This is a genomic window from Candidatus Aquicultor secundus (genome assembly GCF_002791875.1).
In the GTDB taxonomy this organism is placed as follows: Bacteria; Actinomycetota; Aquicultoria; order Aquicultorales; family Aquicultoraceae; genus Aquicultor_A; species Aquicultor_A secundus.
The window spans coordinates 16,884-36,414 of sequence record NZ_PFNG01000092.1 but is presented as its reverse complement, the minus strand read 5'-3'; the positions used below and the strand labels follow the sequence as shown (position 1 = coordinate 36,414).

23 protein-coding genes are annotated in these 19,531 nt (G+C 49.8%); 6 read left to right on the top strand and 17 right to left on the bottom strand.

Annotated elements, in window-relative coordinates; all coding sequences use genetic code 11:
* Window positions 1–254, bottom strand: a 254-nt coding sequence (locus COY37_RS04020) for a PspC domain-containing protein (protein WP_286679222.1), incomplete at its 3' end; no start/stop codon positions are given.
* Between the two features lie 357 nt (window positions 255–611).
* Between COY37_RS04020 and COY37_RS04015 the strand changes: the two genes are divergently transcribed.
* Window positions 612–1,187, top strand: a complete 576-nt coding sequence (locus COY37_RS04015; protein ID WP_286679221.1) for a carboxypeptidase-like regulatory domain-containing protein — start codon at window positions 612–614, stop codon at window positions 1,185–1,187.
* Window positions 1,188–1,267: 80 nt separating this feature from the next.
* Here COY37_RS04015 and COY37_RS04010 read toward each other — a convergent pair whose 3' ends face one another.
* Window positions 1,268–3,541, bottom strand: a complete 2,274-nt coding sequence (locus tag COY37_RS04010) for an S-layer homology domain-containing protein (RefSeq protein ID WP_286679220.1) — start codon at window positions 3,539–3,541, stop codon at window positions 1,268–1,270.
* Window positions 3,542–3,749: 208 nt separating this feature from the next.
* On the opposite strand from COY37_RS04010, the gene COY37_RS04005 reads away from it, so the two are divergent.
* The 5 genes from COY37_RS04005 to tatA all read left to right on the top strand — a co-directional run bounded on the left by COY37_RS04005 (window position 3,750) and on the right by tatA (window position 6,561).
* Entirely contained in the window at window positions 3,750–3,974 is a 225-nt protein-coding gene (locus COY37_RS04005; RefSeq protein WP_286679219.1) for an ABC transporter permease, read from the top strand.
* 55 nt (window positions 3,975–4,029) lie between these two features.
* On the top strand, window positions 4,030–4,926 hold the full coding sequence (locus COY37_RS04000; RefSeq protein WP_286679218.1) for an ABC transporter ATP-binding protein: 897 nt from the start codon (window positions 4,030–4,032) through the stop codon (window positions 4,924–4,926).
* Window positions 4,916–5,731 carry a DUF2705 family protein gene (locus COY37_RS03995; protein WP_286679217.1) on the top strand — a complete coding sequence of 272 codons (816 nt, stop codon included), beginning with the start codon at window positions 4,916–4,918 and terminating at the stop codon, window positions 5,729–5,731. The genes COY37_RS04000 and COY37_RS03995 overlap by 11 nt, the downstream gene beginning before the upstream one ends.
* Before the next feature lie 209 nt (window positions 5,732–5,940).
* Window positions 5,941–6,147: a cold-shock protein gene (locus COY37_RS03990; RefSeq protein WP_286679216.1), complete on the top strand. Its 207-nt coding sequence runs from the start codon at window positions 5,941–5,943 to the stop codon at window positions 6,145–6,147.
* Between the two features lie 213 nt (window positions 6,148–6,360).
* Window positions 6,361–6,561, top strand: a complete 201-nt coding sequence (tatA, locus tag COY37_RS03985) for a twin-arginine translocase TatA/TatE family subunit (protein WP_286976250.1) — start codon at window positions 6,361–6,363, stop codon at window positions 6,559–6,561.
* A gap of 379 nt (window positions 6,562–6,940) precedes the next feature.
* Here the strand turns inward: tatA and COY37_RS03980 are convergent, their stop codons facing one another.
* From COY37_RS03980 to COY37_RS03910, 15 genes are all read right to left on the bottom strand, one after another.
* Complete coding sequence (locus tag COY37_RS03980; protein ID WP_286679214.1) at window positions 6,941–7,156, bottom strand: hypothetical protein; 216 nt, start codon at window positions 7,154–7,156, stop codon at window positions 6,941–6,943.
* A 25-nt stretch (window positions 7,157–7,181) separates the two neighbouring features.
* The gene (locus COY37_RS03975) at window positions 7,182–8,612 is read right to left on the bottom strand and encodes an NADH-quinone oxidoreductase subunit N (RefSeq protein ID WP_286679213.1); all 1,431 of its coding nucleotides are present in this window, start codon (window positions 8,610–8,612) and stop codon (window positions 7,182–7,184) included.
* Window positions 8,613–10,079, bottom strand: coding sequence for a complex I subunit 4 family protein (locus COY37_RS03970; protein WP_286679212.1), 1,467 nt, complete (start codon window positions 10,077–10,079; stop codon window positions 8,613–8,615). It lies immediately after the preceding gene.
* A 12-nt stretch (window positions 10,080–10,091) separates the two neighbouring features.
* Entirely contained in the window at window positions 10,092–11,930 is a 1,839-nt protein-coding gene (nuoL, locus tag COY37_RS03965; RefSeq protein WP_286679211.1) for an NADH-quinone oxidoreductase subunit L, read from the bottom strand.
* Between the two features lie 10 nt (window positions 11,931–11,940).
* Complete coding sequence (gene nuoK / locus COY37_RS03960) at window positions 11,941–12,252, bottom strand: NADH-quinone oxidoreductase subunit NuoK (protein WP_286679210.1); 312 nt, start codon at window positions 12,250–12,252, stop codon at window positions 11,941–11,943.
* Entirely contained in the window at window positions 12,252–12,746 is a 495-nt protein-coding gene (locus COY37_RS03955) for an NADH-quinone oxidoreductase subunit J family protein (protein WP_286679209.1), read from the bottom strand. Before COY37_RS03955 ends, nuoK begins: the two co-directional genes overlap by 1 nt.
* 4 nt (window positions 12,747–12,750) lie before the next feature.
* Window positions 12,751–13,230 (bottom strand): 4Fe-4S binding protein, encoded by a 480-nt coding sequence (locus COY37_RS03950; RefSeq protein WP_286679208.1) that lies wholly within the window; start codon window positions 13,228–13,230, stop codon window positions 12,751–12,753.
* Between the two features lie 16 nt (window positions 13,231–13,246).
* Window positions 13,247–14,257, bottom strand: coding sequence for an NADH-quinone oxidoreductase subunit NuoH (gene nuoH / locus COY37_RS03945; protein ID WP_286679207.1), 1,011 nt, complete (start codon window positions 14,255–14,257; stop codon window positions 13,247–13,249).
* Window positions 14,257–15,450, bottom strand: a complete 1,194-nt coding sequence (locus COY37_RS03940; protein ID WP_286679206.1) for an NADH-quinone oxidoreductase subunit D — start codon at window positions 15,448–15,450, stop codon at window positions 14,257–14,259. The genes nuoH and COY37_RS03940 overlap by 1 nt, the downstream gene beginning before the upstream one ends.
* Window positions 15,443–16,057 (bottom strand): NADH-quinone oxidoreductase subunit C, encoded by a 615-nt coding sequence (locus COY37_RS03935; protein ID WP_286679205.1) that lies wholly within the window; start codon window positions 16,055–16,057, stop codon window positions 15,443–15,445. Before COY37_RS03935 ends, COY37_RS03940 begins: the two co-directional genes overlap by 8 nt.
* The gene (locus COY37_RS03930; protein ID WP_353682474.1) at window positions 16,057–16,521 is read right to left on the bottom strand and encodes an NADH-quinone oxidoreductase subunit B; all 465 of its coding nucleotides are present in this window, start codon (window positions 16,519–16,521) and stop codon (window positions 16,057–16,059) included. The genes COY37_RS03935 and COY37_RS03930 overlap by 1 nt, the downstream gene beginning before the upstream one ends.
* 50 nt (window positions 16,522–16,571) lie before the next feature.
* Entirely contained in the window at window positions 16,572–16,931 is a 360-nt protein-coding gene (locus COY37_RS03925) for an NADH-quinone oxidoreductase subunit A (protein WP_286679203.1), read from the bottom strand.
* A gap of 278 nt (window positions 16,932–17,209) precedes the next feature.
* Window positions 17,210–17,626 carry a nucleoside-diphosphate kinase gene (ndk, locus tag COY37_RS03920; protein WP_286679202.1) on the bottom strand — a complete coding sequence of 139 codons (417 nt, stop codon included), beginning with the start codon at window positions 17,624–17,626 and terminating at the stop codon, window positions 17,210–17,212.
* A 148-nt stretch (window positions 17,627–17,774) separates the two neighbouring features.
* A complete protein-coding gene (locus tag COY37_RS03915) occupies window positions 17,775–18,215 on the bottom strand; it encodes a zinc ribbon domain-containing protein (protein WP_286976242.1) in 441 nt (146 codons plus the stop codon).
* Window positions 18,216–18,319: 104 nt separating this feature from the next.
* The coding region (locus COY37_RS03910; RefSeq protein WP_286976239.1) for a bifunctional folylpolyglutamate synthase/dihydrofolate synthase at window positions 18,320–19,531 on the bottom strand (1,212 nt) is incomplete at its 5' end.

Here is a 19,531-nt window from a genome sequence, read left to right as displayed (position 1 = left end):
TATGAGCCGGCAACCTTCTCGGGTGCCTCCGGAACGACGATGGCCATTACGATGTAGGCGATAACGGCGGCGGGCGCAAACGGGGTAAAGATGAACACCACCCAGACGAGCCGGATGAGTGTCGGATCGACGTCAAAATATTCACCCAGCCCTCCCGCGACACCGCCGATCACCTTATTTATCCGCGAGCGACAGAGTTTCTTTACCTCACCGGCCTTCGCCCCGGCTGGAACCTCTTGTGCTTGATCATTCACTTGCGGCTCTTCGCTTGAAGTATCCTGCTACATGCTCTGCTGCTTGTTCTGGCTGTTTTCTTCTTGGCGGTCGAGTCGACCTTGAGATATTCATACTCTGCTTCAAAAGGATGTGTATTGAATGCTTTAGCTCTGCCGTGTATCCTCCAACCCATAGTAGCCCATAGTGACAAAACCAAGCAAGTAGATACCGCGTACAGCTCTGGCAAACTACGTTAATAAAATCCTTAATAAATATTATTTCGACCCGTAACCAAAACGCCCTCATCAACGTTATATCTACTGTGGCAGTCGCTCTAAACACGAGCGTGAAGGAAATCCAATTCCGCATTCCATACCATGAAAAGGAGGAGAACTATGAGAACATACCGCCCAATTCTCGCCGTCGTCATGGCAGTTATTCTGATCCTGACAATCGGCAGTATTGCAATGGCTAAGCCGCAAGGTGATAAGCCTGCAAACAAATGTGAGAACCGGCAGACGCACCAGATAGCCGATCATTGCACATGTAACGCAACACAAACGTGTGATGGCCAGTGCCAGTGCAACAAAGAAGACAAGGATAAAGACAAAGATGATAAGGACAATAAATGTCCGAAACCGGTTAAGCTAGAATCTGGAAGTATCGCCGGTTACGTAGTCGTTGATACGACAACTACTACCACAACTGTTTACCCGACACTCGCCAAGGCCCACCTTCGCCTGCTTACCAACGACTGCAAAAAAGTAGTGCGCGCAGCGCAATCCAACAAGAAAGGGTACTTTAAGTTTAAGAACATTAAACCGGGCACCTACACACTTTGCGCATGGCTGAAGGGCTATAAACTCGTCAGCACCGTAAACGCGACTGTAACAGCAAGCGGCACATGCAACACGATTGTCCATTTTACAAAATGCCCTAAGAAACCAGGCTGCAAATGTACCAAGAAGTAATTTGATAGGTACCGCCAATAGCACCACCACGAGAAAGACCCGGGCTTCTGCGCTCGGGTCTTTCTTCTTTTGGCTATCCCCTACTCTGTGCCGGTTATCTTTAGCGCTTTGTAGATCATCTTGGCGGCCTCCGCTCTCGTGGCGTTGCCGGACGGCCTGAATGTGCCGTCACCGTAGCCGCTGACGACGCCGAGTGTCTTCATCACACCGATGCTCGCAAACGCCCAGTGCTTGGCCGAAACGTCGGAGAACCCCTGGGGCGCGGCATCCGCTGGTAAATTCTTGGCCCTGGAGACCATCGTGGAGGCCTCCGCCCGGGTGATCTTGGCATCCGGCCTGAGCCCGCCGCCCGGATATCCTTTCAAAAGACCGGCCCCAACCGCTTTTGCAATATACTGGGCCGCCCAGTGGTGTTCTGCATCCGTTCCCTTTAGGCTTGCCGCAGCGGTCGATGTGTCATCGAAAATACCCAGGGCCACGACCGCCATCTTTGCGAACTCCGCCCTCGTAACATCCTCAGAGGGCTTAAAGCTGCCATCAGCGTAACCGCCGATTGCCCTAACCCCGGCCAGGCCCTCGACATAATCGAACGACCAGTCCTGAGCCGACATATCGGTCCAGGTGTTCGCTAGTTTCCCATCATCTAAGAAGTGCTGCACGTAGATATCCGATTTAGGCATCTGCCCAGGTTGGACAGGACCGTAGTAGACCTCCTTAACCACCTCGGACGTTGCTGCGGCCGAATCGGATTCAACGGGCTTGGGCTTGCGCCAGGCGGTATAGAAACCTCCCGCTCCGTCCGGAATAAGGTTCCCGCCGAGTATCCCGATTACGCCGGCTACATTAACTCCACCCTCCTGCCAGAGAGCTGTACCGGTGACATCAAACTTTTGCAGCTTCATTTGATACAACCCCTGCTCTGGATACATGGGTATCGGGTTATCGCCAAGGTATTCGGTCATCATAAGAAAGAAATCACCGGTCTTAAGATCAGCGATAATACTAGGGTAACTATTGCCGCCCTGAACCATCTTTTTCCATGTCGTCTTCCCGGTTCCGTCGATATTGACAAACTCCGTAGATATGACGACCGGCATATCTACTTTGACCGTGCGCATCTTGCCGTCCGGGCCGGGTTCCCGGACATCCTGCTTCTTCATCCTGGTCGTCGGCAACGAATAAAGAAGACCTTCTTTTGTCACGTTCGGCGCTCCCTGAAAGTACATCTGCGGGTTGCTCTCGCCGCTCATAGTTATCAAAGGCTTACTTGTATCCCAGGCAAGCTTGCCATCAGGGGTTACCTTCACGGCAAAGAGATTAGCATCCGGATTTGGATATGCGCTGTAGCCATCGCCCTCCATCGTCTTCACGATGTACGGGTCCCCATTAGGCTGCGACCAGGCGATAATCGCCGAGTTGTCACCGGTTACCATCAACTGATTACCCATCATCATATCGGCGGGCACGCCCTTTATGCCCACCGTCACCACCGGCCAGGCTTTCTCGCAATTGCGGTTTACACGCAGTAGAAATGAATGTCCGTCCTGCTTAGCCTGGCTGGGACCCGTCGACATCGGCTCCGTCATATAATTGGGCTTTATATCCGACCAGTTTAGATAGAAACCTCCAAGGCCATCGGACTGGACGTTGATCCAATCCCCCATCATGTCACCGCCATAGTACGGTTGGTTGTCATCGACCTGGATACCGCAAAAATCGTTGAGCGACACACCGTCGGCCTGCCATTGGGGATTGCAGGTACCGTCTACCCTTTGCATATAGAGACCCGGTCGCTCATCGTCACGCCACACAATAATAGCGCCGCCCACATCATCGCTCACCAAAGCCCTGATATCCTGCATGCCCGGACCCACATAGACCGGCTTTCCGGTATCGCCCCAGAGCTTGTTGCCGTTACCGTCTATCTTCTGGGCAAAGACATCGGGTTTTCTCTTGTTGCGGTTGTCCGTCCAGACGGCGATCAAGCCGCCGTCGGATTCCACCGCGGGGGTCATCCCGAACGCGCCGTTCTTTACATCCATCGCTAAAACCGGCTGGCTCCAGAGCAACGTACCGTCACTGCCAAGCTTTTGCACGTAGAGTTTGGTCTGTGTGTTCGTTCGGTCAAACCAGGTTACAAACACGTTGCCCTTTTCGTCAGGGATGATTTGCGTCATCTCCCCTGATTCCGGCACGTTTTGTGCGATCAGTACCCCGTTGTCCCCCCAGTCCGGCACCGGCGCCCCGAACGCTATCCCAGGTAACGACAAAGCAATAATGAGGATACATTCGAGGAGGAAAACTGCAGGTCGCCGGTACTTCGTTTTTACGTCACTGCGCAAAAAGATATTCATATGCCCCTCCTATTTCATTGGTTACCGCCGCCACATGCGTTAGGGGCGCTGCACTTGCAGGCAACAAGCAACCATAAACCGCTCATACGATACTAGTATTTTAGCATTCATGGTTTACGCTTGCATACTAATTTCTACACCTTTTCTACAACAAGAATACGTACGATGCGGTGTTTGCGACGCCTTTAAGCATCGAGGACGTGATCCGTTGTTTCTTTTCTCTGGAATCTTCTTTCCGATCAACGCCCTTCCCTCCTGGGCGCAAAAACTGGCGTTTTTCACACCGCTTTACCACATCGTGGTCGTCTGCAGAAACCTTGTCGTAGGGAGAACAAACTCGGATGTCACGATAAGCGCTACACTGGTTATCATAATATCGCTCGTTTTCTTTCTCATGCCGATCGCGTTGATGAAGCGCAGGTTGATAAAATAAAAAAGAGCTTCTCTCTTGCAGGAATATCTACTGCGATGGATAAATATAGATAACAATGGCAGTAATCAACACGGTCTCGTTAACAAAATATTACGGCAAGACACGCGGCATCGAAGACCTGCATCTTACGGTCGAGCAAGGTGAGGTGTTCGGCTTTCTCGGTCCTAACGGCGCGGGAAAAACTACGACCATCCGCGTGTTGACGGCGCTCCTGCGCCCCACAAAAGGCACCGCCTCCGTCCTCGGCAAAGACGCGTGGCGGCACTCGGCTATCATTAAAGAAGAGCTTGGGAACCTACCTGGCGATATCCGCCTCTACGATAAAATGAGCGGGGCCGAGTTCCTTAACTTTATCGCGCGCTTTCGCCCACGCAAACCACCGGTTCTAAAAGAAGAGCTTATAGAGCGTTTTGACCTTAACCCAAACAAGAGGATAAAAGATTATTCTAAAGGCAATCGCCAAAAACTTGGGATAGTGCAGGCGCTGATGCACGATCCCCAACTGCTGCTGTTGGATGAGCCGACATCGGGCCTCGACCCCCTGATGCAACAGCAATTTTATGCCGTTATGGAAGAGTTTCGGTCACGCGGCAGAACCGTCTTTATCTCGTCGCATATATTGCCCGAAATCGAGCGGGTCTGCGATCGTGTCGGCATCATCAAGGAAGGTCATCTCGTGTCGGTCGAGCGCATCTCCGATCTTGAGGCCAAGCACGTGCGCTACGTCGATGTTTCGTTCGAGGGGTCTGTCAATCAGGAAGACTTTCGCGTACCGGGCGTTACCGCGATCGAAAGAATCAACGATCACCTGCGCATCACGGTTAAGGGAGAGATCGATCCCCTTATCAAGAAGCTCGCGCAGTATAACGTTAAAGACCTCGCATCAAGCCACGCAAGCCTTGAAGAGGTATTTCTGGAGTTTTACGGGAAGGGTGGCACGGTTGAACGTTAATCTGTTTAAAAAATCGCTAAAAGAGATCCGTGTAAGCTGGCCTTCATATATGGTCGGGCTCCTTTTCTACGTCTACCTTCTCATATCCATCTACCCTACCGTGCAACAGCGCTCGGCAGAGATACAGGAACTATTAAAGAGCTACCCCAAAGGTTTTATAGAAATCTTCGGTGGCGGCTCGGCTGTAAGTTTTACAACCGTTGAGGGCTTTTTGTCGCTCGAGTTCTTTAGCCTTATGTGGTTCGTCATCATCGGCGCTTTCGTCATCGGGTACGGAGCCGCCGCTTTGGGCAAAGAGCTAGAGAGCGGCACTATCGAGATACTTCTCAGCCAACCGATAACCAGAACCTCCGCTCTCGTCACAAAAAGTCTTAACCTTTTTATATCCACCATCGGCATGGTGGTGCTGACGGTATTGGCGACCTACGTCTTCGGGCTTGTGGTGGGTTTAAAACCTAAGGTCGACGGGATTGTTGCACTCATCGTGATCGGCACGCTGTTTTTCCTTGCAATCGGCGCAATTTCCCTGTTCTTCTCTGTTCTTTTAGGGGAGCGCGGGCGCGCCGCGCTTACGACATCCGGCTTGTTGGTCAGTATGTATTTTATCACCGTGGTCGCCGGTCTTGCCAACTGGGACTGGATAAAAAAGCTGGAGAGGATATCGCTGTTTCATTATTACGACTCGGCAAAACTGCTTTCCACCGGCAACATCCCTGCAAAAAGCCTGTTGGTTTATGCCGGCACCGCCATTGTCTTTTATCTGGGCTCCATCCTGGTTTTCAGACGTCGTGATATTGCCCCCTAGCCAAGTACTTGATTGCCCAGCAGGTTAGCTTTTACAAAATCCCCGAAAAAGTGTAAAATCATAGTAAGCTAAGACGTGAATTCGCAAAGGAGTGCTCGTTGTTTGGCGGGCTCTTATTTTTTTGTCGGTGTCGCAAACTCTTTGTTAAGTTTCGCATAAGCCTAGCGTCTTCAAGCTTCACTATTAAAAGGCGCTAGGAGGTGGAATATTTGGCAAAAGGTACTGTAAAGTGGTTCGATAATAAAAAAGGCTTTGGGTTTATCAGCCAGGAGGATGGCGGCCCGGATGTCTTTGTACACCACTCGGCAATCCTCGGAGACGGTTTTAAAACCCTTGACGAGGGCACTGCAGTTGAGTTTGACATCGAGATGGAGGCAAAGGGTGCCCGTGCATCCAACGTCACCGTTATTGAATAATTAATCACTCAACAAGCATAAAGCCGCTTTACAAAAAGCGGCTTTTCCCATGCCCGAGTGTTAGGATACGCAGGGCGAAAGGATAATCGTAAAAAGCGCTCTGCGATTGGGTTTACTTGGCCGCGCTACGGTCTGTAAATGTGGCTTTACCGTGCAATCAATGCTATGATTTGGGTGACGTAAAGATGCGTTTTGAAAGGATTGTGATCCGCAGTGTCACCTATTATGGATGGCCTATCAATTCCAGCGTTCATACCTTCCTTAGGATGGCCTGAGCTTGTAATCATCCTGGTTATCGTACTCGTTATTTTTGGGCCAAAGAAGCTTCCCGGCATCGGAAAAGCGATCGGCCAGAGCATACGCGAATTAAAAAAATCATCCAATCCCAAAGAAGACAAAAAGGAAGAAAAATAAGGAAAGGCCCCGATCTGTAAGATACGGGGCTTTACTGTCAGTCAAGCCGTCTGCCACGACCTAGAAGCTCTCGCCAAAGCTTCTAAATAACCCGTCTTGCCTGACAAGTAATATATCGGAAGTAGTGTTGTATGCTTGAGCCCTAAACTATAAATGAGTTATAAAATTAGCTACTACATTAGCGATTACATGTTTTATATTACTACCGCTTTTCTATCCTCCACAATTGTTTTTCCCCAAATCGGGTAAAAAGAAAACGCGTTTTTTAGAAGTTTATAATACCGTTTATAAACGACGACTTCGGCTTCAAATATCCAGCCAAGTGGTCTGCCTCGAAAAATGGCGGTAAACTGGATAGATCTATACGTCTCTATTATTTCTACAGCGATGGTAAATACGATTTCAATTCTTCTATAACTTTTACAAGGGTTGGGTTTTGAAAGGCGTACTCGAGCACTTCGTTCTCGCTGTCTTCCGCATAGACCTCCCGTTTCAGAACAACCGTTGCCTTCTCGGGTGTTATGTCAATGCGCTCGAAATCATACTCGGTGAGAGCCTGTCTTATCATTAGCGCGAAGGATTGTTCCTCGCCCATCGTAACCCCTCCCGGTTTTCGTCTATTATAGCTTAATTATAGACAGAAAAGCGTTCGGGTAAACTCCCAGGACGATAACTGCCGCCATAATTATCATTATCGAAGCAAAGAGCGGTTTTGATACTTGCATCCGCGCAACCGCTTCTCCTTCGGACGGCGAGACAAGGTACATCTGCCGTATGACGGTCACATAATAGCCAAACGATATAACGCTGTTGAGCACACCTACGATTGCAAGCCAGATGAGATCCGACCTGACGGCCTCTCTAAACAGGTACAGCTTACCCATGAATCCTGCAAACGGCGGTACGCCGACTAGCGAGAACATGAATATCGCCATTGCCAAGGCCAGCATCGGTGCGCGTCTGCTGAACCCTGCAAAGTCTTTTAAGTTTTCGCCAAACCCGCGTTCGGCTAACGCAAGCACTACGAGAAACGCCCCGAGTGCGGCCAGCGAGTAGACAAGGAAATAGAATATTAAAGATGCATAGCCCAGCTTAGTGGCTACCGCGAGACCTACTAGCAGGTATCCGGTATGCGCAACGGCCGAATAACCAAGAAGTCTCCTAACATGCGTCTGCGAAAGCGCAACAAGGTTTCCGACTACCATACTCGCTACTGCGAGTATCGCAAATACCCCCGCCCACGCCGGTGCAACAACTCCAAACGCCAGTGGAAACAGGTGGATAATCGCCGCAAAACCGCCCGCCTTTGGTCCGGCGGCCAGGTATGATGCAACCGGTATCGGTGAGCCCTCATATACGTCCGGAGCCCAGAAATGAAACGGTACAGCCGCGATCTTAAAACCAAGACCCACGACTATCATAAGCATCGACGCAACGAGCGCAGGCTGAATCGGGTGTCCGGCCAGCTTGCCGGCTATCGCCGCAAAGTTTGTCTCGCCGGTAAGACCGAACAGCAACGTCATTCCGTAGAGCAAAATTACCGAGGAGATCATTCCAAGCAGGAAGTACTTCAACGCAGCCTCGGTCGACTGCCTGGTCTTTTTGCTCGCGGTAAGGATATAAGATGGTAGCACTGTTAACTCAAGCGCTATGAACAGCATAATGAGATCCGCCGATGACGCCATAAACATCGTTCCGAGCACAGAGAACAGCAGCAGGCTGAAGAACTCGCCTTCTCCCATTAAAACATTGACTTTTAGAACGCCGAGCACCACGAGAGCCGTCGTCACAAGCAGTATCGCTTTAAGTACGTTCGCGGTAAGGTCGACGGAAAACATGCCGTTAAACTCGGTCGCCTGCAGGTTCCAAATATAGCCCAGGCTAACCAGCGACGCGACAAGACCGACGAGTGTCACAGCCCCGAGCATATGCTTTGAGGTCTTCGATAAGAACAATTCGCCCAGCAGGACGATAATCGAAAAACCAAGGATAATCATCTCCGGCGTTAACGCCAACCAATTAACTTGTGACCAATTAATCGTTAAGTTCATTTAGCTACCTCTTATCATCTGTAACACGGTATTTACTGCAGGATCGATATAATGCAAGAACGGCTTCGGGTAAACACCTATTATCGCAATAAGAATTATCAACGGTAAGGCGCTTATAAGCTCCCTGCCGTTTGCATCCTTGTAACCTTCGTGCTCCGTCTTCCCCGCCCCAAATATCGCGTTCTGGTTCGCTCGAATCAGGTAAAACGAGGTGAGTGCAAGCGTGACGATCGCGAGTATCGTATATATCTTATACGGTGCATAAGATCCAAACAATATCAAAATCTCACCAACAAAACCGCTTAAGCCCGGCAATCCAAGGGACGCCAGTGCGGCAAAGACGAACATTCCACCAAGAATCGGTATCTTAACCTGAAGGCCGCCGAGTTTTGAGATGTCTCTTGTGTGCGTTCGTTCGTAGATATAGCCGACTATCAAGAAGAGCAATCCCGTGATGAGCCCGTGGTTGACCATCTGAAGAATCGCTCCGTTAAGCGCGACCGGTGTAAGCGCCACTATACCAAGCATGATATATCCCATGTGGCTTACGCTGGAGTACGCGACCATCTTCTTCAGGTCTTTTTGCGCAAGCGCCGTAAGGGCGCCATATATAATACTTATAATTGCGAGTACTGCAATGAACGGCGCAAACCTCTGGAATTCTCCAGGCAAGATCTGCGCGATTATTCTTATAAAGGCGTAGGTTCCCATCTTCAGTAGGACGCCTGCAAGCAAAACCGAACCCGCTGTTGGCGCTTGAACGTGCGCATCAGGCAACCAGGTGTGGAACGGGAATATCGGAACTTTTACCGCAAATCCCAGAAAGAACATTACAAAGATAAACGTCGCTAGCGCGCCGTGGTATCCAGACTGCATGATCTGCACCATATCGAACGTGCCGAGGCCGGACGTCAAATAGAGAGCGAGAATACCGACCAGCATAAGCACGCTTCCCGCGAATGTATAGATAAAGAACTTTAATGCCGCGTAGTTTCTGTTCTCCCCGCCCCAGACACCGATGATAAAGTACATGGGGATAAGGACGAGTTCCCAGAATATGTAGAAGACGACAAAATCAAGCGCCGCAAACGTCCCGAGCATTCCGACCTCGAGGAGTAATAGCAGGCTGTAGTGCTCTCTCACCCTCTCCTTTATCGACCAGGATGCAAGGATCGCAACGATCGAAAGGAGCAATGTCAGCGCATAGAGCGGCATACTTAGCCCATCAAGACCTACATAATATGATATTCCTGCGGTCTTAATCCAGGCAAATTTTTGGACGAATTGCATTCCCTGCTCTCCGACCTTGAACCCTGTTACAAGCGATATGCCAAGTAATAGATCGAGGATAGTTATCGATAGCGCAGCCCAACGCGCCGCAGTGGCCTTCTCGCGCGGTATCAGCTGCATGAGCACCGCACCGAGCAGCGGTAAGAATATCGTGATTGTTAGTAATGGGTAACTCATCTCTTCACACCCTTAGAACAAGCCTAGAATCTTAATCGACCATATCAGTAAAACCACTAGCCCTATCACCATGTAAAGCGCATAGTTCTGCACATAACCGGTCTGAATATGCCGCAGCCCTTTTCCAAACTGCATCGATACCCAGGCCACACCATTTACAGCGCCGTCAACAACCTTCTGATCAAACGCCAGCGCAGCACGTGCGACCGCATGGGTCGGCACTATCAGCGCGTAGTAGTAGAACTCGTCCATGTAATACTTGTTTACCAGCAACTTATAGAAGAAGTTGTCCTTGCTGATAACATTTGACGGCAGCACGTTCGTCATATATTTCATGTAAGCGAACCCGATACCGATGAGCGCTATAATGCAGGAAGCACCCATAACCATATAGTTCGGCGCTTCGGCCTCGTGCCCGTGGGCGATAAAACCCTGGAATGCATTTTGCGCGAACGGCGAGCCGATAAGACCGGCTGTCAGCGCAAAGAATCCGAGAATAATCAGCGGCATGCTCATTACCGCCGGCGATTCGTGGGCATGGTCGCCATGATGTCCTCGCGGCTTGCCGAAGAAGACGATAAATATCAACCTGAAGGTATAAAATGCCGTCAGCAGCACGGTCAAAAGACCGAAGATAAAGATCGTGATATGACCACTGGCAAATGCCCCGGCTAAAATCTCGTCCTTGCTCCAGAACCCCGCAAACGGCGGAATTCCGGCCAGGGCAAGGCCACCGATTAGGAACGTGATCGACGTTATCTTCATCTTTTTGCCCAGGCCGCCCATATCGAATATCTCCTGACTGTGAACGGCGTGAATTACGCTACCTGCACCAAGAAAGAGAAGAGGTTTAAAGAATGCATGCGTCATAAGGTGGAACACACCTGCCGCATAGGCCCCTACACCGAGGCCCATCATCATATAACCAAGCTGGCTGATGGTCGAATACGCCAGCACTTTCTTTATATCGGTTGCGGTCAATGCGATCGTGGCCGCCATAAACGCCGTTATCGTACCGATAATGGCCACGACTTCCAGCGAAACCGGACCCATCTCAAAGAGCGGGTACGACCTGGCAACCAGGTATACGCCGGCTGCAACCATAGTTGCTGAGTGAATTAATGCACTGACCGGAGTCGGGCCCTCCATGGCGTCAGGCAACCACACGTGCAGCGGGAACTGGGCAGATTTGCCGACCGCTCCGCAGAAGAACAGGATCGCAATCAGCGCTGCGGTCGCCTCCGGCAGGTGCATCGCAAATACTTTATCCATATCGAGCGTGCCCGCTACAATATAGAGAAGCACCAGGCCGACCCCAAATCCCAGGTCGCCGAATCTGGTAACCATAAACGCTTTCTTTGCGGCGTCCGACGCGCTTCTTTTTTCAAACCAAAAACCGATCAACAGGTATGAGAAAACGCCGACGCCTTCCCAGGCCATATATATCTGCACGTAGTTCGGTGAGTACACCAGCAGTAACATCGATGCCGTAAACATCGATAGGCAGGCATAGAACCAGCCGATTCTCTTATCCCCGTGCATATAGCCGAACGAGAAGATCTGCACCAGCAAGCTGACGATAGTTACTACCACCAGCATCATTGCCGAGAGCGCATCCAGTAACAGACCGAAGGTTAACTTAAAACTCCCTATAGAGGCCCATGTAAACGTAATTTCGGTATGTCCTCCGCCCATTACGAAAAGGAGCGCATAGATCGACAACGCGAAAGATACGACCATAGCCCCGATCGAGACGTAGGCCGATTTCTCGCCCCACTTCTTGCCGAAGACTACGAGCACCAAAAAGCTTAAGACCGGCAACAACAGAATAATCGAAAGGTAATTCATCATTTTGCTCCCGCTACCACCTAAATATGTTGAAGTCGTCCAGATCCACCGACCGTACATTTCGATAGATCGATAATATGATAGCCAACCCAACAGCCACCTCGGCTGCCGCTACCGCCATCACAAACAGGGCGAACATCTGCCCTGATGCTAGATTCGGCGTTATATACCTTGAAAAGGCCACCAGGTTAAGGTTGGACGCGTTTAACATCAGCTCAACCGAAAGCAATATCATTACTGCGTTTCTTCTCAGCAAAACTCCGATTAAACCGATTCCAAATAAAACCGCGCTTAGTATCAGCCACCATTCGAGGGGTACGTTCATTAGTGCTCCTCCTTACGGGCGACAATTATCGCCCCGACTAACGCCGCCAGCAAGAGAACGGATATAACCTCAAACGGCAGCACGTAGTTCGTCATGAACAACTTCCCTGCCAAGGACACGGTGTCCTTTACGGGCTCAGCGGGTGATGTAATAAACGTTGTTCTTATAAAAATCATTGCAAGTAACCCAATAAGTGCTGCAACCGCGATGTAGGTCCCAAGTTTTTGCTGTAACTTCGCCGCGTTAGTTATGTTGGCTTCATGAGGGGTTAACATGATACCGAACAGCATGACGACTATTACGCCGCCAACATAGACAAACACCTGCATAATTCCGACGAAATCGGCATTCAGCAGGAAATAGAACCCGGCTATAGTCAACAGAAATCCCCCGAGTATCATTACGGCATGGAACAGGTTTCTGCTCAGCACTACCGCAATTGCGCTTATGATGGCTACGGCGGCCAAGGCGAAAAATATAACTTGTTCGATCATGTATCTACTCCTCTGAACCCGGTTCCGCGGCTTTTACCATTACCGGCCTTCTTAGAACGCGCTCCATATCATATATGAGCTTGTCTTTAACATACACCGCATTTTCGAAATCATGGCTCATCTTCAATGCGCCCTGCGGGCATGTCTCTGCGCAGAGACCGCAGATCATACATCTCGTAAGGTCGAGATTCCACACTGCGGCCTTAAGCGGCGCTTCCTTATCCTTGTTTCTCTCAACCGTAATACAGTTCACCGGGCATGCCTTAGCACACAGCCCGCACGCGGTGCAGGCCCCTTCCTTCTCATCGGTCTCACCGGCGATACGAACCAACATCGGTGCACCGCGATAACGCTCCTCCAGCTTCGGCGGCTCATACGGATAGAAAAACGTCGATCGAGGCTCACGTAATTTCTTCGCCGTAACGCTATGACCTATGACGATGCTCTTCCAGGCATCTATGAAATTCGAGATTCTTCCGGCCATGTTATCTACCTTCTTACTAAATGATCATCATTACTAGTCCGGTAATCAGGACATTGATAAGGGCTAAAGGCAAGAGCACCTTCCAGCCCAGGTCCATTACCTGGTCGATACGAAACCGTGGCAGCGTCCATTTTATCCACATAATGACCCATATCATGGCAAATGTCTTGATCGTAAACCAAATCGGCCCCAAGTACTCCGGTCCCGGGCCATGCCAGCCGCCGAGGAACAGTACCGTGGTAAGCGTCGCCGCCGCAAACAATGCTACATACTCGGCGAAGAAGAAAAACATGAAGCGCATACCGCTATACTCGGTATAATAGCCATTGACCAATTCCGATTCAGTTTCAGGAAGGTCGAATGGTGTGCTGTTAATCTCGGCGAGCGTAGAGACCAAGAAGACCACAAACGCTATCGGCTGAAGAATTATATACCAAACGTGCTGCGCACCAACGATCGACGAGAGCTTCGCGGACCCGGCGATCATAACAATTCCGATGATTGACAGCGCTCTTGGCACCTCGTAGCTCACCATCTGCGCCGCTGAGCGAAGGCTGCCTATAATGGCATACTTATTATATGATCCGAACCCAGCCATAATAATGCCTGCTACGCCGATCGCCGGTATTGCCAGTATATAGAGCAGACCTACATTTAAATCCTGTATGACAATGCCGTGGCCTATCGGCAGAACTAAAAACCCAAGATACGCAGGTACAAACGTTACTACAGGCGCCAGGCGAAATATCCAGCGGTCGGCATTCGACGGGAAGATATCTTCCTTAGTTAAAAGCTTGATCGCATCAGCGAACAACTGCAGAGACCCGTGCCACCCAACGTGCATCGGTCCGTAGCGCAACTGGAAATCTGCCGATATTTTACGTAGCAAATAGACGTTAATGATGACGCTTATAGCGCAAATGGCAAAGAGTACCACTGCAAACACAATCGCAATAGCCCCGTCGAGCGCCCACACCGGTATACCGTAATTGCTTGCAAATTCGAGAAGTTTAGTACTTGATAACATTAACGATCCACCTCTCCAAATACCGGATCGAGGGTTCCGAGGGTAAGGACTACGTCACCTATATAAGTGCCTTCCGACATGGCAGGCAGTGCTTGTAGATTGCCGAAGCTTGGGCCCTGTATCTTCACACGATACGGCTTTGTCGTGCCATCGCTTACGACATAGAAACCGAGGTCGCCTTTGGGAGATTCAACGTGACCGTACCCCTCGCCCGCCGCCGGCTTGAACACCTTTGCAATACCGTCGGCCTTAACCGGCCCCTCCGGGATTTGTTCTATCGCCTGCTCGATAATCCGTATGCTTTGCTTGATCTCATCAGAACGAATACATGCACGGTCGTAGTTATCGCCCTTATATTTGACCACTACGTCAAACTCAAGCCGCGGATATACGGAATAGGGGTCTGATCTTCTTACATCATACGAAACCCCTGTCGACCTCAACGGTGGTCCGGTAAGGCCCCAGTCTAGGGCCTGCTCGGCCGAAAACGGCGCAACGCCGATGAACCTCTTTTTAAAGATATAGTTACCGAGCACCAGCCGGTCGTAATCATACATTCTCTTCTTAAGCCTAGTGACAAACGCAAGCGTATCATCAAGCCATCCCTCGGGGGCATCGGCTCTTACTCCACCAATTCGTATATAGTTGTAGGTCAATCTCGCGCCGCATATCTTCTCGTAAAGGGTTAATATCCCTTCGCGCTCATCAAAGAAATAGACGAACGGCGTGAGCGCACCCGCTTCCGAACCGGCGGTTGAGAGAAATACCAGGTGTGATGCAATACGCTGCAGCTCACCCACTATAACCCTTATATACTCTGCCCTCTCCGGAACCTCTATGCCGGCGAGCTTCTCAACCGCCATACAGTAAGCCCAGTTGTTTGTCATCGACGCTACATAATCCATGCGATCGGTATACGGTATAAACTGCGTATAGGTTCTATTTTCGGCTATCTTCTCAAAGCACCTGTGCAGATAGCCGATATCGGGCTCGATCTTTGTAACGACTTCACCTTTGACGTGGAAGATAGCATGGAAGACACCGTGTGCGCTCGGGTGTTGGGGCCCGAAATGAATAGCCAGCTCTTCCGTTACAATGTCTTCGGTGCTTTCTACTTCACCGTTAAGCGCCAAGTCTTTTTCTAACTCGCTTAAGTTGTGGTTAGATATTTTCATCTCTTCAAGTTTACTCATTTTTATCAGACCCATTCGTGCTTACTTCGTTTGCATCTGCAATATCGCTTGGTTGCTCCGGCGCGTCTTGCTTTTCGGCACTTTCTTTCGGTGCAGCGGCTGCGGGCTTGTCTTTAGCGGCCGCCTTATCTTTATCTTTCTTGCCGTCATCCATTACTGTCATGTGGTCATCGCTATAGTCCTTGCGCAATGGATATCCGACCCAGTCCTGCGGCAAAAATATCCTACGCAGATCGGGGTGACCCTTGAATATAACACCGTACAGATCATATGTTTCGCGCTCGTGCCAATTTGCGGCCGACCAGAGCGGAACAAGCGAATCAACTGTGGGATCGCTCTTTGGAACCTCGGTCTTTAGCATGACCGCGAGTTTATTCTGTCTCTTGCTTGAATAAACCCTGTATGTAAGCTTTATGCTCTCAGGATAATCAATACCACTGACAAATAAGAAGAGATCGAACCCGGCTTCTTTAAGCGCTGAAGCCGCCTTAAAGAGATCCTCCCTTTCAACGGTTAGCGTATAGCCTATGCCTTTTTCTTCAACGATTTTTATGCCCGCTGAGATTTCTTCGCTATTGCCCTGGTTCATGATATTCTCATCGCTCATTAGTCTATCTTTCCTCTTGCCATAATTTTCTTTCTCAGCATCTCTATAGCGTAAAGCGTTGCTTCAGGTCGCGGCGGACATCCGGGCACATATACGTCAACCGGAATAATCTTGTCAGCGCCTTTTACCACCGTGTAGCTGTCATAATAGAAAGGCCCGCCGTTTATTGCACACGCACCGAGTGCGAGAACATATTTCGGCTCTGCCATTTGCTCATATAACTGCCTTACCATCGGGGCCATTTTTTGCGTGATGGTCCCGGCAACCAGCATGAGATCGGACTGTCGAGGGGTATTTCGATACACGACCCCCATCCTGTCGGCATCATATTTAGCCTGATTGATTATCATGATGGTATCGATGGCGCAACAGGCAAGGCCAAATCCCATCCACCACAGGGAGTTCTTGCGGCCCCAGTTAATGAGATCACCCGCCTTGGTAAGCAGAATATTCGTGGGGGGCATCTGCTCCCTTAATAGACCTACTTTGGTGGTGTAATCTTGTTGTTCTTTCTCTACGTCCACTTTAATACTCCTTTGCGCCAGGCATAATAAAGGCCCAGTAAAAGTATGGCGATAAAGACCAGCATCTCGACGAAGGCAAAAAGACCGAGAGCCTTAAAGACAACCGCCCATGGAAATACAAAGATCATTTCCACATCAAAAAGAACTAGCAATAAAGCGAAGATATAATAATGGATTTTGAACTGAATTCGGGGGTCGCCGGTTACGTTAAGGTTGCCGCACTCATACGTCTCTAGCTTTGCTTTGGTCGGCTTTCTTGTAGAGAGTATCCTAGCCAATCCGATCGCAATTGCGACGATAGCGACACCAACGATCGTGAAAACTGAAAAGTAAATTATCTCGCTTACCATTTAATACCGTCCCCTTGGTCTTAAATAGGGCTCGATGGAGTGCCGGCACGCAAGAGCAATTAGGCTCTGATATATACCAGACCTTTATTGCGCGTCCATATAGCAATTCATTATTGCATTGCTTAGGATTGAGTTAATTAGGCGCTCCCGATAGCCCGTTTTATTCTATCAAATGCCTGCCGTTCACATCCTAATCGGATAATGGTCGGCATGACTTTAACTTCTACTCAATCTTGCTCCGAATTACACGAAGCCTTATTAATATACAAAAATCCCAGCTAATCAACAAGCTCGATTTCACTGAAGAAAACTGGGATCTCACGATTAGCAGATTCGACCGAGTCGGCACCGTGGACGATGTTCTCCGATATCTCTTCGGCGAAGTCCCCCCTTATCGTCCCGGGGGCCGCTTCTTTTGGATTAGTCGCCCCCATTATGTCGCGTACGCGGTTTACCGCGTTTTCCCCTTCCAGCACCATTGGGACGACCGGACCCGATATAATAAAGTCTACGAGTTCATTATAAAAAGGCTTCCCTTTGTGGATAGAATAAAGCTCCTCAGCTTTTTCTTGGGAAAGCCTCACTAGTTTTAAAGCTATAAGTTTAAGACCGGCACTCTCGTACCGTTTGATAATTTCACCGGCAAGTGATTTTCTTACGCCATCCGGTTTTACCATTGTGAATGTTCTTTCCAATTTTGCACCTCCACCGGCTGCGACGCTTGTGAATTTTGTTACAACGCATACGCCTTGTATAATTTATCAGGAGCAAGCGAGACTTGCAAGCGCTATACCGAAAATTTACCAAATTTTTTGATAATTATCCGACAAAGTAACAGGGACGTTACAGTATCTGCTGGCAGTAGGGGCAAATCGCCCAATTCGTATTAAGCGCACGCCCGCATGATGGACACGATTTCTTAAGCCGGCGCCTACAATACGGGCAGAGTAAGAAGTCTTTGTCGACGGGTTTATAACACGCGGGACATACCACATCACTGCTGTTTAACATGGCCTCTTTGGCCCTGGTTTCAAGCTCGCGCTCGCGGACATCATCCAGGTACTCGCCCGGGCGCACGATAAGATAGACGAGCCAGCCGGCAAGCGGGAAAAGAAGCGCCACTATGGTCCAGTAAAATGCCATAGCTCCCCTTCTCTTTGCATCCGAATAGGTCCATTTGGCGAGACTTAGATACAGCACAAATGAAAACAGCAACAAAAGGTTGATGATGAGTTTGAAAACCGGTGAACTAAAGAATTCAACTATTGAAGTAAAAAAATCCACTTATCCCCCTGCTTTATCCATGGCTAATTTCTATTTTACTCAATTCTACGACGATGACCACTAAAAAGTACTACAAATTTTGCCGCGACGATTACCATATCGATTTACATCCGGACAGCGGATTCTTTAGAAGCTAGGTCTTTGCGCCTTAATAATATCTCGCGTGCATCGGCAACCGTGTACAAAGAACCGGTTACGCAAACAAGGTCTTCCGTCGATGCTTTGGCGATTGCCGTATCGATAGCTTTTTCTAGGTCTGGTTCAATAATATAGCTGTTTCCAATGTGACTGGCAACATCGTTTAATTGGCTTGCGCTTGCCGATCTATAGCTGTTGTTTTGCGAGAGCACAAGGATAGAAGCCTCGTTCATCAAGATAGAGAGCATTTGTTCGATATCTTTATCGCTCGATACCGATAAAATTACGATTAGATTTTTATAGGCGAATGCCTGCGGGAGGCCGTGCACTACCATGCCGATGCCCTCGGGGTTATGCGCCCCATCGAGCACTACCAGAGGATCTTTCGCCACAAGCTCGAAGCGCCCCGGGCATATGAGACCCATGACCGCGTTATCGATCACCCCAGCCTCGATTTTCTGGCCCTTGAATGCCTCGAGGATTTCAATCGCCACCGTAAAGTTTAAGACCTGGTAGCCGCCAAACACCGGCAACGGGATGTTCCGGTAGGATGCGTGCAGCCCGTTGATTGAAAAACGTGGGCCTTCATTCTTAACGATAGATACGTCACGCGGGCCAAAGTCGCGTTCAAACAGCCTCATCGGGGCGCCGACCAGGGCGCAGCGCTCCTCGATAACTTTGAGCGCACCCACCGGGACATCACCGATGACCGCCGTGGCGCCTTCCTTTATTATATGGGCCTTATCCCAGGCGATCTCTTCTACGGTATTCCCCAACCGATCGGTATGGTCCAAAGAGATGCCGGTGATTGCAGCAACTTTGGGGCGCACGACGCTCGTCGCGTCCCACCTTCCGCCAAGGCCGACCTCAAACACCGCAACATCAACCCGGCTTACCGCAAAGTAATAAAACGCCATCGCGGTTAGAATCTCAAATTCGGTTAACTCACCGTACTCTTCTTTTACTTTATCTAGCGCAGGCATAATGCCTGTAAGTGTCGCGGCAAAATCATCCTCGGAAATCATCTCACTGTCGATACTGAAGCGCTCTCTATAGGTATGAAGATGCGGCGAGGTATAGCAGCCGGTCTTTAATCCGGCCGCACTTAGAAGCTTCCCGGTCATCCAGGTAGTCGATGTCTTGCCATTGGTCCCCGTTATTTGGATCGTCGGGTATGT

Excerpts from the sequence above, each read along its gene's own strand:
- COY37_RS04015 (WP_286679221.1), top strand. The coding sequence starts at position 612 with ATGAGAACATACCGCCCAATTCTCGCCGTCGTCATGGCAGTTATTCTG.
- COY37_RS04010 (WP_286679220.1), bottom strand. The coding sequence starts at position 3,541 with ATGAATATCTTTTTGCGCAGTGACGTAAAAACGAAGTACCGGCGACCT.
- COY37_RS04000 (WP_286679218.1), top strand. The coding sequence starts at position 4,030 with ATGGCAGTAATCAACACGGTCTCGTTAACAAAATATTACGGCAAGACA.
- COY37_RS03980 (WP_286679214.1), bottom strand. The coding sequence starts at position 7,156 with ATGGGCGAGGAACAATCCTTCGCGCTAATGATAAGACAGGCTCTCACC.
- COY37_RS03975 (WP_286679213.1), bottom strand. The coding sequence starts at position 8,612 with ATGAACTTAACGATTAATTGGTCACAAGTTAATTGGTTGGCGTTAACG.
- COY37_RS03970 (WP_286679212.1), bottom strand. The coding sequence starts at position 10,079 with ATGAGTTACCCATTACTAACAATCACGATATTCTTACCGCTGCTCGGT.
- nuoL (WP_286679211.1), bottom strand. The coding sequence starts at position 11,930 with ATGATGAATTACCTTTCGATTATTCTGTTGTTGCCGGTCTTAAGCTTT.
- nuoK (WP_286679210.1), bottom strand. The coding sequence starts at position 12,252 with ATGAACGTACCCCTCGAATGGTGGCTGATACTAAGCGCGGTTTTATTT.
- COY37_RS03955 (WP_286679209.1), bottom strand. The coding sequence starts at position 12,746 with ATGATCGAACAAGTTATATTTTTCGCCTTGGCCGCCGTAGCCATCATA.
- COY37_RS03950 (WP_286679208.1), bottom strand. The coding sequence starts at position 13,230 with ATGGCCGGAAGAATCTCGAATTTCATAGATGCCTGGAAGAGCATCGTC.
- nuoH (WP_286679207.1), bottom strand. The coding sequence starts at position 14,257 with ATGTTATCAAGTACTAAACTTCTCGAATTTGCAAGCAATTACGGTATA.
- COY37_RS03940 (WP_286679206.1), bottom strand. The coding sequence starts at position 15,450 with ATGAGTAAACTTGAAGAGATGAAAATATCTAACCACAACTTAAGCGAG.
- COY37_RS03935 (WP_286679205.1), bottom strand. The coding sequence starts at position 16,057 with ATGAGCGATGAGAATATCATGAACCAGGGCAATAGCGAAGAAATCTCA.
- COY37_RS03930 (WP_353682474.1), bottom strand. The coding sequence starts at position 16,521 with ATGCCCCCCACGAATATTCTGCTTACCAAGGCGGGTGATCTCATTAAC.
- COY37_RS03925 (WP_286679203.1), bottom strand. The coding sequence starts at position 16,931 with ATGGTAAGCGAGATAATTTACTTTTCAGTTTTCACGATCGTTGGTGTC.